Origin of the sequence: Rheinheimera mangrovi, from assembly GCF_003990335.1 — a bacterium.
In the GTDB taxonomy this organism is placed as follows: Bacteria; Pseudomonadota; Gammaproteobacteria; order Enterobacterales; family Alteromonadaceae; genus Pararheinheimera; species Pararheinheimera mangrovi.
The window spans coordinates 4,326,087-4,340,250 of sequence record NZ_CP034683.1; the positions used below are offsets into that span (position 1 = coordinate 4,326,087).

The window sequence follows — 14,164 nt, forward strand, 5'->3', positions numbered from 1 at the left end:
CCCTCATTCAAACTGGGGCTACTCTGTTTATTGCTTACACTAGCTCAACGAAACAAAGCGACTTCTTCGTCAGTTAAATAACGGTACTCGCCTTCCGCCAAATCAGGGTCCAGTGGCAGGGCGCCAATTTGTTCGCGATGCAGCTTTTCGACTTTATTGCCTATAGCGCCAAACATACGTTTGACCTGGTGATAACGTCCTTCGCTGATCGTCAGCAAGACCTGATGAGGGTCGATAATTTCCAGCTTCGCAGGCTTAGTTAAGTCTTTTTCACCACGTAACATAATACCTTCGGCAAATTGCTCTATTGCGGATTCAGGCACAGGGTCGGCCAGCCATACACGATAGGTTTTAGGGCAGTGATGTTTAGGTGAACTGATTTTGTGCGACCACTGGCCATCGTCTGTGATCAGCACCATACCTGTGGTATCCAAATCCAAACGACCTACTGTATGCAAACGCTCCAGCAAAGGTTCATCCATTAAGGCAAACACTGTATTGTGGTCTGGATCTTCAGTCGAGCAGATATAACCTGCGGGTTTGTGCATCACTATATAACGCAGCCCAATCAGCTCTAGTTCCTCACCATCCAGAAACACTTTGTCAGAGGCCTGTAGCTGTAAAGCGGGTTGTTTGGCCTCTGCGCCATTCACTGTCACCAGTTTCTGACGTATTACCTTACCAGCCTGACTGCGGGTCAGACCGGTACAATCACAAATAAACTTATCTAAACGCATTTTGAGTTTCCCAACTATTCTGCATTCAGTGTACCAGACTCCACTTACTTTGGCTTTGTATCTGCCTTAGCGGACGCAGGCACCTGCACTTCAGACAATTTCTGCTTTTTCAAATCCCAGCGCAAAATTCTGTTGTTATTGGTGTCGGCTATATACAGCTCATCGTTAAATACAGCCAAGCCACCTGGCTCGTTCAGTTCAGTGCCTAAACTTAAAGTCATCACCTGTTCTTCATCTAAATCCAGCAACCTTATTTTGTGATTGTAGGTATCGGCCACGGCCAGGGTGTTTTTATCCAGCGAAACCACGTCTTTATTGTGTTGCAGCAAGGCCCGTTTGAAACCACCGTCTTTTAAACCAAACTCAAATAAGCCCTGCCCGACTAAAGTTTCTACCTTGCCAGAACCTAGATCAATTTGTCGTACAGCACTGGCTTCAGCGTCAGCAACCCACAGCTTGTTGCCAGCTAAAGCTAAACCACTCGGCTGATTAAAAGCAGCATCGTTGCGTTTGCCATCCAGTAAAGCTTCCTGACCTGTACCGGCAAAAGCTTTTAGTTGTGAGCTTTGCAAATCCAGAGTCCAGATTTGATGGCTGCCAGCCATAGCTATATACAGAGTGGTTTTATCTAAGACTAAATCCCAGGGTGAACGCAGCGATACTTCAGTTGGCGCTGAACCCGGCACTAACCGGCCTTGCGCCAATTGACCGTTGCCAGCAATAGTCGTCACCTGAAAGGTCGCTAAGTCAATACGGCGAATAGCGTGGTTGCCGGTATCGGCCACATACAAAGCTTTGTCTGTCAGAACCAAACCCTGAGGGGACGAAAAAGCGCTACTGTCGCTATGGCCATCTTTCAGTTCAGCTACGCCAGAACCCAAACGTTTCACCAGCTTGCCCTGATGATCCAGCAGCACTATTTGATTATGCAACGTATCGCTGATGGCAATATAACGTTGGTCCACAGTTAAACTACCTGGGGCTGCTAATATGGTGTTCAGCGGGTCCAGTAATTTAATAGGCAGAGGCTGGAGGTTAGGTTCTCCCTGAAACTCGGCCAGTAACTGCTCAATGGCTTGATCCAATACGTCATAACGACCTTCGCCCGACGTTTGGCCAACGTATTTACCATCCGGCCCTATCAGCACAAAAGTGGGCCAGGCCCGCACAGCGTACGAGCGCCATAACTGGAAGTCGACATCATTCACTACCGCATGCTGCATACCGTAACGTCGCACTATAGAGGTTAAAGTACTTAGCTGCTTTTCGTTATCAAACTTGGGGGAGTGCACAGAGATCACCGCAAGCTTGTTGCCATACTTTTGCTCCAGCTTGTGCAGGTCGGGGATCACGTGAATACAATTGACGCAGCCGTAGGTCCAAAAGTCCAGCAATACCACCTTGCCTTTTAACTGTTGCATCGTCAGTGGTTCAGTCACATTGACCCAGGGCAAACCTGCCGGGAACTCGACACTATTGGTGCGGGCGGAAGCTTTGGCGAGGCCAAAGGTTAAACTACAGGCCATGATGAAAATCCAGATTATTAGTTTAAAACGCATTAGAGACTCCTGGTCAGACTGCTCTTACCTACTATAGAACGGTCTTTCTGCTAATTTCGTTCAATGTTTTACTTAAACTAAGCAGAGTTTAACGATAGATTAATGACAGCGGCGGATTTTTGGTTGCTTTTTGCCACAGATTTCCTCTATCTTGCTGCTGCACCAAGGTGTAACTTCTGCGACTTCCAGACTCATTTTTTCTGTACTGATGAGTCAGCAGTTATAAAAATTAAAAACTATAACTAAATAAGAGATAAGCATGACTAACTCTACAACACGCGGCAGCTGGGGTTCGCGTATCGGATTTATTTTAGCGGCAGCAGGCTCTGCAGTTGGCCTTGGCGCAATCTGGAAGTTTCCTTATGTCGCAGGAGCCAATGGCGGCGGCGTATTCTTATTAGTCTATCTGGCCTGTGTATTCTCTGTTGGTGTCGTTATGCTGCTGGCAGAAATGATGATTGGCCGTACAGCAAAAAAATCAGCCACCTCAGCCTATCGTGCTATGGGCAAAGGCTATTGGCACATCGCAGGCTGGCTCTCTGTGCTTGGAGTCTTTTTAATATTGGGATTCTACTGCGTGGTAGGAGGCTGGACCATTGCCTATATAGTGCAAACTATACAGGGCACAGTGCTGACCACTGACGCCAAAGTGTTAAGTGATACTTTCACTAACTTTATCGCCAACCCAACTTCGTCGCTGCTTTACACCGCTTTGTTTATGATCATCACCGCAGTGATTGTTGTTGCAGGAGTACAGTCAGGTATTGAACGTATTTGTAAAATTTTGATGCCTGCGCTCTTTGCGCTGATGCTGGTGATGGTATGGCGCAGCCTGACTTTACCTGGCGCTATTGAAGGGGTCATTTATTTTATTACGCCTGACTGGAGCAAACTGAGCATTAAAATGGTGCTGGACGCTCTGGGATTAGCAGTGTTTTCTTTATCTGTAGGTGCCGGTTTGATGGTGGCTTATGGTTCGTACTTAAGCCCTGAAACTAAGGTAGTGAATGCTGGTTTATGGATTGCAGGTTTAGCAACTATGGCATCTGTACTGGCTGGTTTAATGATTTTACCTGCAGTCTTTGCTTTTAATGTCGACCCTGCTGCAGGGCCTGGTTTAACCTTTATCACCATGCCAGCCTTATTTGCGCAAATGGCAGGTGGTCAGGTTCTGGCGTTAATTTTCTTCTGTTTATTGCTATTTGCTGCTGTGACATCGTCTATTTCCATTCTGGAGCCTGTAGTGGCTTTCCTGATCGATGAATACGGTATACAGCGTAAAACAGCAACTATTCTGGTCGCTATCGTCAATTATGTGGTGTTAGGTATTCCGGCAGCTTTATCTTTTGGTGGCGGTATGGAAAGTTATACAATTTTCGGAAAAACCCCATTTGATGCGATGGACTTTATGGCCTCTAATGTATTGATGCCGTTAGGCGGTATGTTTGCCGCTACTTTTGTCGGTTGGCGGGTATGGCCACAAATTAAGACTATTCTGGCAGGTGAAGTGCCTGTCGCTGTGCAAAAAATTTACTGGTTATTAGCTGCTATAGTTTCTCCTGTTTTGATTGCGATAGTGGCAGTCATGACCATTAAAGGCAGTTAAATTAGTAAGACAATACACCGGCAGCTTTGGTATCAAGTGCCGGTTTTTAACTAATCTGCGGTAGTTTTAAGCAGCTAAACACAGAAAAATGCGGCTTTGCTTGCCAAAGCCTGCTGTGAATGCTGATATATCCCTGTTGTTATAATTATAAAGTCCGGTGCATTGTCAGTAATGTCTAAGTTTCCGGATATAGACAAGACAAGTCATGTTGTTGCAGCTTTGATCGTTCAGGCTCCACACTGCAACCAGACAAGGATTGAGATGATGATAAAAAAAGACTACTTCTGGCCGCTGTTAGGTTTGGCCGCTGTAGCATTTTCCGTCTATGTGTTGCTTGAGCAGCTCAAAGACATCTCCTATGAAGATGTAGTGCTCAGTCTCGAAGCCATTTCTCTGCATGGCTGGTTGATGGCTGGGTTAGCTACCGTATTTGCTTACGTGGCCTTAGCGGGTTACGACCGGCTGGCTTTATCTCATCTACGTAAAAAAGTATCCTGGACCTTTATCTCCGTCGCCTCTTTCACTGCTTATGCCATAGGCCATAACCTAGGCGCTTCGGTATTTTCCGGCGCTGTGGTGCGCTACAGAGCGTATCGTTCACAAGGTTTAACCGCAGGCGAAGTAGGCATTCTGGTTGCGTTCTGCTCTTTCACTTTTGCTTTAGGTAGCATTTTGTTGGGCGGCATAGCCCTGATGATCGAACCCAGCCTGCCCGCTCATTTTCACAAAGCCATACCTGAATGGGTCGCCTTCTTATTGGGCGCTGGCATGCTGTTTCTGGTGGCCCTGTATTTATGGGGTAGTCTGACTGACAGAGGCTGTATTAACTTATGGACACTGAAGCTGGAGTATCCACGTTTTTCTCTGGTCTGCCGCCAGTTGGTCGTGGCACCACTGGAATTATTAGCTGCTGCCGCCATTATTTATTACGCCCTGCCTGAACAAAGTAATCCAGGTTATTTTATGGTGTTAGGTATATTTCTGGCATCTTTTTCTGCCGCTTTGTTATCGCACGCACCAGGCGGTTTGGGCGTGCTGGAAGTGATGTTTTTGCTGGCGTTACCTGATGTAAATCCTGCCGACGTGATTGCAGCGTTGCTGGTGTTCCGCTTATTTTATCTGCTGATCCCTTTTGCCATTTCACTGATTATTGTGGTGTGGTTTGAGCAGGATCAGTTACTGAAGAAATTCAGAAGTTCAAAGTCATAAAAGGCTGCGATTAAGATTCGTAATCCGGCAGCTTTTTCTGTTTGTCTGCTTTAGGTTGAAAAGAGCTTGGCAGCACTTCTATGCCCAGCTTGCGGCCGAGTTTAATTAAGATAGGGATAGTAATGGGAGCAAAAGGAAGTACGGCAAATATGCCTAAACCTGTAGCTCTTAATACGTCGACCAGTTGATGATTGGCGAAACGTAATTCAGCCTGAGTGGCTTTGCCCTGCAAAGAGCGCTGATAAATAATCAGCATCCGTCTGGTTTCATCGGTTTCCTGCGACAAGGCCATCCTGAGCCGAATCATGCTAAAGCGAATACGCGACATACTTTTACGCCGTTGTAATCGCAATACCCGGATCGGAGCTTTGTGCAACCGACTTAACAGATTCATACCCACCTCAACTGCCTCTATACCCAATCAACCTGCAGATCCTGTAGGGGCGGGTCTTGTACCCGCCCGTCTATTGACACCGCGATCCAGATGACTGGCATAAACATTATCGGCTGCTTTGGTAATACAAGACAGTATTATTTTGTAGTATTTAGCTTCTCTCACTGAATTATAAGGCGCTGAATTATAAGGCACTGACCAAAAAATTCGGGTTTTTCAGGTTTTCTCTATGATAAGCCGGATTGGCTATGCCCTGATACTCTACATGGGCACCAGCCACTTTGGCGATCACATGACCTGCACCAGTGTCCCACAACATAGTAGGGCCAAAACGTGGGTATAAATGCGCACTGCCTTCAGCCACTAAACAAAACTTCAGTGAGCTACCAACAGCGATCAATTCGTGTTTAGGGAAACGGCTTAAATAGTCTTCAATGTCCGCACTGTAATGGCTGCGGCTACCCACTACTTTGACCACTTCGCCTGCGGCAGGAGTGACGGCCACTCTGATCGTCTCGGTTAAGCCGTGTTGCTGGCGAGTAGCACCTAAACCTTCAGCTGCTGCATAGGTTTTATCCAGCACTGGTGCGTGAATAACGCCAAGCACAGGCTCCCCTTGTTGAATAAGAGCGATGTTAACGGTGAATTCGCCGTTACGCTTAATAAACTCTTTGGTGCCATCTAAAGGGTCGACCAGCCAGTATTCTGTCCACTGCTGACGTTCTGACCAAGCAATATCAGCCGCTTCTTCGGATAATACAGGCACATGCGGCGTGAGCTTAGTCAGTTCAGCCAAAATCAGCTGATGCGCGGCTAAATCAGCTTCGGTTAATGGCGAGTCATCGTCTTTTTGTTCAACGCTAAAATCACGCTGATACACAGTTAAAATGGCTTCACCAGCAGCAACAGCTATACGTCGTACTTGATCCAGTAAATCCTGTGTCAGTTCCAGCATTAGCTCAGCACTCCTTTTTCGGTCAGTAAGGCAATCAGTTGATCAACACTTTGCTCCAGACTTTGCTGAGCTGTGTCTATGATCAAATCCGCTTGCTCCGGTGCTTCATAAGGATCGGAAATCCCAGTGAAGTGACTGATTTCACCACGTCTGGCTTTTTGATACAAACCTTTCACGTCCCGCTGTTCACACACATCTAAAGACGTGGCGATATAAATCTCTAAAAACTTGCCATCAGGCAGGCTGTCTTTTATCGCCTGACGCTGTGCACGGTAAGGCGAAATAAAGGCGCTCAGCACCACCAGGCCCGCATCAAGCATTAAGCCAGCCACTGCGCCGACACGACGGATGTTTTCAGTACGGTCTGCTTCGCTAAAGCCTAAATCAGCACATAAACCATGCCGGACATTGTCGCCGTCCAGCAAATAACTATGCACTTTACGTTTTACCAATTCCTGCTCTAAAGCATTCGCCACTGTGGATTTTCCTGCGCCACTTAATCCGGTAAACCACAATACAACGCCCTGATGACCGTTTTGTTGCTCACGATCGGCGCGGCTAATTTGATAGTTTTGCCAAACAACCTGACTCATAAAAATTCCTTACAGCGACTGAAAAGGGAAAAACAAGGGTATTAACGCCAGTACCGCTATCGAATAGGCCAACGCCATAGGTAAGCCTACTTTGACATACTGGCTGAGTTTGTAGTTACCAACCGTATAAACCAATAAGTTGGTTTGATAACCCCAGGGCGAGATAAAGCTGGCACTGGCACCAAATAACACCGCCATAATCAAAGGCATAGGGTCTATGCCAAAAGCTTTGGCCAGACTGATAGCCAAAGGACAAGCCAGGGCTGCAGCAGCGTTATTGGACATCAGCTCAGTTAAAATCAGTGTGAAAAAATACAAAGCAGCTAAAGCCCAGAATAAGTGATAGCCACTAAACAACTGCAACAAGCCTTGCCCTAATAGTTCAGATACACCAGTGTTTTCCATCGCCTGCGACAGCACCAAAGCACCACCTACAATCAGCACTATATCCAGCGGGAAACGCCGTCTGATTTCCTGTAAGCTGATAATGCCTGTGGCCATTAAGCCAATCAGCAATAACACCAGCCCCTTTAATAAAGGCAGCTCGCCTGTCATCGACAAAGCAATCACAGCGACAAAAGCAGATAATACGCCCCAGCTGCGACGCAAGGATAAACGGGTGGCCGAGTCCACACCGTTCACCAGCAAAAACTCTTTAGTGAGTTTGCTGTTCTGATGAAAGGTTTTGCCCGGCACCAGTAATAAAGTATCACCGGTTTGCAGCACTATAGAACCTAAGCCGCCTTGCAAACGTTCTTGCCCGCGCTTGACGGCAACCACCACAGCGTCAAATTCTTCACGGAATTTGGCGTCTTTCAGCGATACTCCATTCAGGCTCGATGAGTGGCTGATAATAGCTTCAGCCAAGGCCTGCCCATTCATACTGTGATGGCCGTATAAGGTCAGTCCCTGAATTTCCTGCAATAAAGCCACAGATTCCATATCACCGGCGAACAGCAAAACATCACCTTGTTGCAAGCGGTCTTCAGGGCACACAGGCGCAATATTTTGCTCGCCCCTTACTATTTCGGCTAAAAACAGCTTACGTAAATGCCGCAACCCTGCTTCACCAATGGTTTTACCGATCAACACTGAGTCCGCACTGATGCGGGCTTCCAGGAAATAAGGTAAGTCGGCTTCATCCACAGTTTTTTCAGTGACAGGCAGACGATTCGCGATCAGCCACATCATCAGCATACCGGACAACACCACACCAGCCCCTACAGCTGTAGTGGTAAAAAACTCCAGCACAGGCAAACCTGCTTTATCTAAAAAGCTGTTGACCACTAAGTTGGTGGAGGTGCCGATCAACGTCAGAGTGCCACCAAAAGTAGCGGCAAAAGCCATAGGCAACATCAGCTTGCTGGGCGCAAACTTCTGACTGCGTTTAATAGCCCCTATTAAACTGGCAACCACTGCGGTATTGGCCGTAAAAGATGACAATAACGCAGTGGACACCCAAAGCCGGGTGAGCACAGTACGCAAGCCGCCATTATTCAACTGTTGCCCGACCCAGCTGATCAGCCGGGTTTTCTCCAAAGCGATGGACACCAGCAATAACAACACCAGTGTTAATAACGAGGAGTCGGTAAAGCTGGCGGCAAACTGCTGGACGTTTAAAAGGTCCGTCAGATAAGTCAGTACGGCCACAGCGCCGAAGACCCAGGCCGCCGACAGCCTGGTCAGCGTCAACAGGGCAATCAAGCCTGCCAAAATAGCGAATACGCCGTACTGCTCCAAACTCATGCTTAGCCTTTTGTCAGCTGGCTTAAATCCAGTGCCTGCCAGTGTGGGAAATGTTTACGTACTAAAGCATTCAGTTCCAGCTCAAATTCGCTGAATTCTGCCTTGCTGCTGACGCTGGCCAAAGCACTATCGACCATACCAGCACCCACAGTGATGTTGCTGATGCGGTCAATAAAGATAAAGCCACCTGTATCGCGGTTTTGTGCATAAGGGTCAAACACCACTGCTTCGGTCAGCTCCAGCTCGACCAGCGCTATAGTGTTGAGCTCGAGCTTGTCGGCCTGATGTTCAGCCAGGGTATTTACATCTATGCTGTGAGCTATAGCTGTGACCTTGCCGCTGACCTTTTTTGTGGCCAGTTTGATGTTGTAGCTTTTGCCTATCAACAGTGGCTCTTCATGCATCCAGACCACTTTAGCCAGAATACGGTTGGATACCGCTGCATGATGCACAGCCGGCACTATCACATCACCACGGCTGATATCTATTTCGTCTTTCAGCGTCAGCGTAACAGCCTGACCTGCAATAGCTTCTTGCCATTCGCCATCAAAAGTGACGATCGATTTAATAGTGGAACCTTTGCCTGAAGGTAAAGCCACAATGGCATCACCTACTTTAAAACTGCCACTGGCGATGGTACCGGCAAAACCTCGGAAATCCAGGTTAGGGCGGCTGACATACTGCACCGGTAAACGGGCTTCAGCCTGCCAGTTAAAACCTGTGACAGGCGCCTTTTCTAATAAACTCAGTAAAGGACCATCGTTGTACCATGGCGTTTGGCTGGAGCTGTGCACCACGTTGTCGCCATTCAGGGCTGACAGCGGTACAAACTGAATAGAAGGCACATTCAGCTGGGCGGCAAATTGCAGGTAATCCTGTTTAATTTGCTCAAAACGCTGCTGATCAAAGCCTAATAAATCCATTTTATTGATGGCCACCACAAACTGCTTAATGCCGAGCAATGAACAGATAAAGCTGTGACGACGGGTTTGGGTTTGCACACCATAACGGGCGTCGACCAGAATAATAGCCAGGTCACAGTTTGAAGCCCCTGTCGCCATATTGCGGGTGTACTGTTCATGGCCTGGGGTGTCGGCAATAATAAACTTACGTTTATCGGTGGAGAAATAGCGGTAAGCCACATCTATGGTAATGCCTTGCTCGCGCTCAGCCTGTAAACCATCGACCAGCAAAGCCAAATCTATGGTTTCACCTGTGGTGCCGTGGGTTTTGCTGTCTTTGTGCAAAGCAGCCAGTTGATCTTCATAAATCTGTTGGCTGTCATGCAGTAAACGGCCGATCAGCGTGCTTTTACCGTCATCGACTGAGCCGCAGGTTAAAAACTTCAGCAGCGATTTATGCTGTTGCTGCTCTAAGTACTGCTCAATGCCTACTTGGGCTAATTCATTGGCGACTGACATCAGAAATACCCCTCACGTTTTTTCTTTTCCATAGAACCACTGGAATCGTGGTCAATCACCCGGCCTTGTCGCTCACTGGAGGTCGACAACAGCATCTCTTCAATAATACCTGTCAGGCTGTCGGCTGAAGATTCAATGGCACCGGTCAGCGGGTAACAGCCTAAAGTGCGGAAGCGCACCAGTTTTTGTTCCGGCACTTCACCAGGATTCAGCGGCATACGCTCGTCATCCACCATAATCAGGGTACCGTTACGTTCCACTACAGGACGCACCGCAGCAAAATACAGCGGCACTATGTCGATTTTTTCCTGATAGATGTATTGCCAGATATCCAGCTCAGTCCAGTTCGACAGCGGGAATACACGGATACTTTCGCCTTTATTCACCTGACCGTTGTAAGTGTGCCACAACTCTGGACGCTGATTTTTTGGGTCCCATCTGTGGTGTTGGTCACGGAATGAATAAACCCGCTCTTTAGCCCGGGATTTTTCTTCATCACGACGCGCGCCACCAAAAGCGGCATCAAAACCATATTGATCCAGCGCTTGTTTTAAGCCCTGAGTTTTCATTACGTCAGTGTGTTTTGAGCTGCCGTAGGTAAAGGGGTTCATATCCATGGCTACGCCTTCCGGGTTGATATGCACCAGCAAATCAAAGCCGTATTGTTTCGCCACTTTGTCACGGAACTCGATCATCTCACGGAATTTCCAGCGGGTGTCGACATGCAACAGTGGAAACGGAATTTTGCCCGGATAAAAAGCTTTGCGCGCTAAATGCAGCAGCACAGAGGAATCTTTACCTATGGAATACAACATCACCGGATTATCAAATTCGGCCGCTACTTCGCGGAAAATCTGGATACTTTCAGCTTCCAGTTGTTGTAAATGTGTCAGAGGTTTGACTGGCTGGCCCATAGGGTCTGCTCCCATTAAGTCTGTAAAAAAGAGTTCTAAAACAAAAAGTTTTTAAATTCTGTTGGTTAAAGGCTGCTGAGCCTGCTGATCAGGCCGTTCACCAAACCAGTGTAATTTCTGCTGCAAAGCCACCACTTCACCTATCACCAATAAAGCCGGTGACTGCACCTGATGCTCTGCCACTAAACTGGCCAGTTCGCTGAGCTGTCCGGTAAAAACGCGCTGATCCGCTCTGGTGCCATTTTCAATCACAGCCACAGGAATATCTGCAGCACGGCCTGCGCTGAGTAACTGCTGCTGAATATGTTCTACTTTCATCAGGCCCATATAAATCACCAGCGTCTGATTTGGCCGGCTTAAGCTGTGCCAGTCCGGCTCGACACCATCTTTGCGGCAATGGCCAGTGACAAACTGCACAGCCTGAGCATAATCCCTGTGAGTTAAGGCGATGCCGGCATAAGCGGCACAACCAGCAGCTGCTGTGATGCCGGGTACCACTTGAAACGGAATGCCATGAGGTAACAAGACTTCAATTTCTTCAGCGCCACGACCAAAAATAAAAGGGTCGCCACCTTTGAGCCTGCATACTTTTTTACCTGATAAAGCTAAAGAAACCAACAAGTTATTTGTTTCTTCCTGAGCAACCGAATGGGCCCCCGCTTTTTTGCCGACACAAATCAATTCAGCGTCACGGCGCACCAGCTGCATAATAGGTTCTGAGACTAAGTAGTCGTAAACCACAACGTCAGCTTGCTGCATCAGTTGCAGTGCTTTTAACGTCAGAAGCTCCGGATCGCCAGGGCCAGAGCCTACTAAATAGACTTCGCCTTGAGTCGGGATTTCCCGCTCTAATAAAGCTTCTAATTGCTGCTGAGCGACATCCAGCCTGTTCGCCTGCACTTCACGCACTATGGAGGAGTCAAATACCCGCTCCCAAAACTGCCGACGGCCGGCAAAACCTGAAATCTTTTGTTTTACTTTGTCGCGAAACGACCCCACTAACTGAGCCAGCGGGCCTAAATGCGCAGGTAAAATAGCTTCGAGTTTTTCCCGTAAACGCCGCGCCAACACGGGAGCTGTGCCAGCACTGGAAATGGCGATCAGAATAGGGCTACGGTCGATAATGGCAGGAAAAATAAAACTACAATTTGGCTGGTCATCCACAGTATTAACCAGAATATTGCGCGCATCGGCGGCCTCAAACACCGACTGATTGACTGCATCATCGTCAGTAGCGGCTATCACCAGCACATGACCGTCGATGTGTTCAGGCGCAAAACGGCTTTCAATTAAAGTGACTTTGCCTTGTTGCTGCCACTCTTTGAATTCATCTGAAAAGTAAGTGGCCACTACTGTTAAACGGGCGCCAGCTTTTAACAAAGTACCAGCCTTACGTAATGCCACATGACCAGCCCCCACCAACAAGACGGGTCTGTTATTCAATTGGGCAAAAATAGGCAAATACTGCACTTCAGGCTCCTGCTGTCTGGACAGCGGTTTAGTACCACTATGCTCTGATTTGGTTATCACCGTCGGACTTGAAGCTGCAGTTTTGTTGACTGCGTTATCTCGCCCCAATCACATAGGTTAGCTATGTTCATGGGGACTCACCAACTTGTCGCCGCACTGCAACTCCAATTACTTAGGTTGTAGAGTGGTGACCTCAATCAAAGCTTTTTCGTTTGAGCCTGCATATTAGACGTCTAAACGTCTTTTTATCAAGAATGGATATCGATCTCTTATAACTAAAAGGAATAGAGGGTCCGAGCTTAAACTCTGCCCCTCTGATTGGATGAATTAAATAGTGTGAAGGTCAGACTTTCTGGCTTTGACAGACTGCCGCAGTAAAGACCACATCAGTCGAACTATTCAGAGCAGTCTCAGCACTGTCCTGAATCACACCAATAATAAAACCAGTGGCGACCACCTGCATTGCAACTTCGTTTGGAATGCCAAATAAGCTACAGGCCAGAGGGATCAACAATAAAGAACCACCAGCTACGCCAGAAGCGCCACAAGCAGAAACAGCGGCCAGTAAACTAAGTAAAATAGCACTGGCAAAATCAACTTCTATCCCCAGCGTATGCACTGTTGCCAGTGTCAGCACAGTAATGGTAATAGCAGCACCAGCCATATTGATGGTCGCGCCCAATGGGATAGACACACCGTAGATTTCTTCGTTGAGTTTTAACTTTTCACAAAGCTGTAAATTGACCGGAATATTAGCGGCTGAACTGCGGGTAAAAAAGGCCGTCACACCACTTTCGCGTAGGCAAGTAAAGACCAGCGGATAAGGATTAGCACCTGTTTTAGCAAAAACCAGCAGCGGGTTTACCACAAAGGCAATGATCGCCATAGCGCCCAACAGCACAGCAATCAGCTGACCATAACTGGCCAAAGCAGCAAAACCTGTAGTCGCTATGGTATCCGCCACTAAACCCAAAATACCAAAAGGTGCCAGACGGATAATAAAACGCACTAAAGAGGACACACCATGCGACAAGTCAGAAAACACCAGCTTGGTACTTTTGCTGGCATGTTGTAAAGCCAGGCCTAAACCAACGGCCCAGGCTAAAACACCAATGTAGTTGCCACCAATTAAAGCGTTAATTGGGTTATCTACTACTTTCAATAACAAGGCTTTTAACACTTCACTAATGCCCTCAGGCGCGGCAATAGCTTCAGGTACAGTCGTCAGTACTAGCGTCGTTGGGAACATAAAACTTAACAGCACAGCGACCACAGCAGCTAAAAAGGTACCAAACAGATACAGCACCAGCACGGGTTTAATGCTACTGCCTTCAGATGCTTGTTTATTGGCAATAGCCGAAGCCACCAATACAAACACCAGTAAAGGCGCTATAGCCTTTAAAGCGTTGACAAATAAAGTACCTAACAAGGATAAGTTCTTTGCCAGTTCAGGCGACACAACGGCCACCAGCACACCTAACAAAATACCAATAATAATTTGCGGCACTAAACCGAGTTGCAAAAGTTTTTGCCATGGACGGGATGCGGTGGATGTCATAC

The 14,164-nt window shown here is 47.5% G+C and carries 12 protein-coding genes; 2 read left to right on the forward strand and 10 right to left on the reverse strand.

Annotated elements, in window-relative coordinates:
• Positions 1–44: 44 nt before the first annotated feature.
• Both rsuA and EK374_RS19410 read right to left on the reverse strand, forming a co-directional pair.
• Positions 45–737: a 16S rRNA pseudouridine(516) synthase RsuA gene (gene rsuA, locus EK374_RS19405; RefSeq protein ID WP_127026172.1), complete on the reverse strand. Its 693-nt coding sequence runs from the start codon at positions 735–737 to the stop codon at positions 45–47.
• A gap of 44 nt (positions 738–781) precedes the next feature.
• Positions 782–2,296, reverse strand: coding sequence for a thioredoxin-like domain-containing protein (locus EK374_RS19410; protein ID WP_127026173.1), 1,515 nt, complete (start codon positions 2,294–2,296; stop codon positions 782–784).
• 259 nt (positions 2,297–2,555) lie between these two features.
• Here EK374_RS19410 and EK374_RS19415 point away from each other — a divergent pair, with 259 nt between their 5' ends.
• Positions 2,556–3,902, forward strand: a complete 1,347-nt coding sequence (locus EK374_RS19415) for a sodium-dependent transporter (protein ID WP_127026174.1) — start codon at positions 2,556–2,558, stop codon at positions 3,900–3,902.
• 261 nt (positions 3,903–4,163) lie between these two features.
• Positions 4,164–5,111, forward strand: a complete 948-nt coding sequence (locus EK374_RS19420; protein ID WP_164731919.1) for a putative bifunctional lysylphosphatidylglycerol flippase/synthetase — start codon at positions 4,164–4,166, stop codon at positions 5,109–5,111.
• Positions 5,112–5,121: 10 nt separating this feature from the next.
• Here EK374_RS19420 and EK374_RS19425 read toward each other — a convergent pair whose 3' ends face one another.
• The 8 genes from EK374_RS19425 to sstT all read right to left on the reverse strand — a co-directional run bounded on the left by EK374_RS19425 (position 5,122) and on the right by sstT (position 14,162).
• Positions 5,122–5,505 carry a hypothetical protein gene (locus tag EK374_RS19425; protein WP_127026175.1) on the reverse strand — a complete coding sequence of 128 codons (384 nt, stop codon included), beginning with the start codon at positions 5,503–5,505 and terminating at the stop codon, positions 5,122–5,124.
• A gap of 184 nt (positions 5,506–5,689) precedes the next feature.
• Positions 5,690–6,460, reverse strand: coding sequence for a 3'(2'),5'-bisphosphate nucleotidase CysQ (gene cysQ / locus EK374_RS19430; protein ID WP_127026176.1), 771 nt, complete (start codon positions 6,458–6,460; stop codon positions 5,690–5,692).
• A complete protein-coding gene (gene cysC, locus EK374_RS19435; RefSeq protein WP_127026177.1) occupies positions 6,460–7,053 on the reverse strand; it encodes an adenylyl-sulfate kinase in 594 nt (197 codons plus the stop codon). Before cysC ends, cysQ begins: the two co-directional genes overlap by 1 nt.
• A gap of 9 nt (positions 7,054–7,062) precedes the next feature.
• Entirely contained in the window at positions 7,063–8,799 is a 1,737-nt protein-coding gene (locus tag EK374_RS19440; RefSeq protein ID WP_127026178.1) for an SLC13 family permease, read from the reverse strand.
• A gap of 2 nt (positions 8,800–8,801) precedes the next feature.
• Complete coding sequence (gene cysN, locus EK374_RS19445; protein WP_127026179.1) at positions 8,802–10,220, reverse strand: sulfate adenylyltransferase subunit CysN; 1,419 nt, start codon at positions 10,218–10,220, stop codon at positions 8,802–8,804.
• Complete coding sequence (gene cysD / locus EK374_RS19450) at positions 10,220–11,134, reverse strand: sulfate adenylyltransferase subunit CysD (protein WP_053423049.1); 915 nt, start codon at positions 11,132–11,134, stop codon at positions 10,220–10,222. The genes cysN and cysD overlap by 1 nt, the downstream gene beginning before the upstream one ends.
• A gap of 51 nt (positions 11,135–11,185) precedes the next feature.
• On the reverse strand, positions 11,186–12,604 hold the full coding sequence (gene cysG / locus EK374_RS19455; protein WP_127026600.1) for a siroheme synthase CysG: 1,419 nt from the start codon (positions 12,602–12,604) through the stop codon (positions 11,186–11,188).
• A gap of 343 nt (positions 12,605–12,947) precedes the next feature.
• Positions 12,948–14,162, reverse strand: coding sequence for a serine/threonine transporter SstT (sstT, locus tag EK374_RS19460; protein ID WP_127026180.1), 1,215 nt, complete (start codon positions 14,160–14,162; stop codon positions 12,948–12,950).
• Between the last annotated feature and the right edge of the window lie 2 nt (positions 14,163–14,164).

Coding starts and splice junctions, on each gene's coding strand:
- rsuA (WP_127026172.1), bottom strand. CDS start 737: ATGCGTTTAGATAAGTTTATTTGTGATTGTACCGGTCTGACCCGCAGT.
- EK374_RS19410 (WP_127026173.1), bottom strand. CDS start 2,296: ATGCGTTTTAAACTAATAATCTGGATTTTCATCATGGCCTGTAGTTTA.
- EK374_RS19415 (WP_127026174.1), top strand. CDS start 2,556: ATGACTAACTCTACAACACGCGGCAGCTGGGGTTCGCGTATCGGATTT.
- EK374_RS19420 (WP_164731919.1), top strand. CDS start 4,164: ATGATGATAAAAAAAGACTACTTCTGGCCGCTGTTAGGTTTGGCCGCT.
- EK374_RS19425 (WP_127026175.1), bottom strand. CDS start 5,505: ATGAATCTGTTAAGTCGGTTGCACAAAGCTCCGATCCGGGTATTGCGA.
- cysQ (WP_127026176.1), bottom strand. CDS start 6,460: ATGCTGGAACTGACACAGGATTTACTGGATCAAGTACGACGTATAGCT.
- cysC (WP_127026177.1), bottom strand. CDS start 7,053: ATGAGTCAGGTTGTTTGGCAAAACTATCAAATTAGCCGCGCCGATCGT.
- EK374_RS19440 (WP_127026178.1), bottom strand. CDS start 8,799: ATGAGTTTGGAGCAGTACGGCGTATTCGCTATTTTGGCAGGCTTGATT.
- cysN (WP_127026179.1), bottom strand. CDS start 10,220: ATGTCAGTCGCCAATGAATTAGCCCAAGTAGGCATTGAGCAGTACTTA.
- cysD (WP_053423049.1), bottom strand. CDS start 11,134: ATGGGCCAGCCAGTCAAACCTCTGACACATTTACAACAACTGGAAGCT.
- sstT (WP_127026180.1), bottom strand. CDS start 14,162: ATGACATCCACCGCATCCCGTCCATGGCAAAAACTTTTGCAACTCGGT.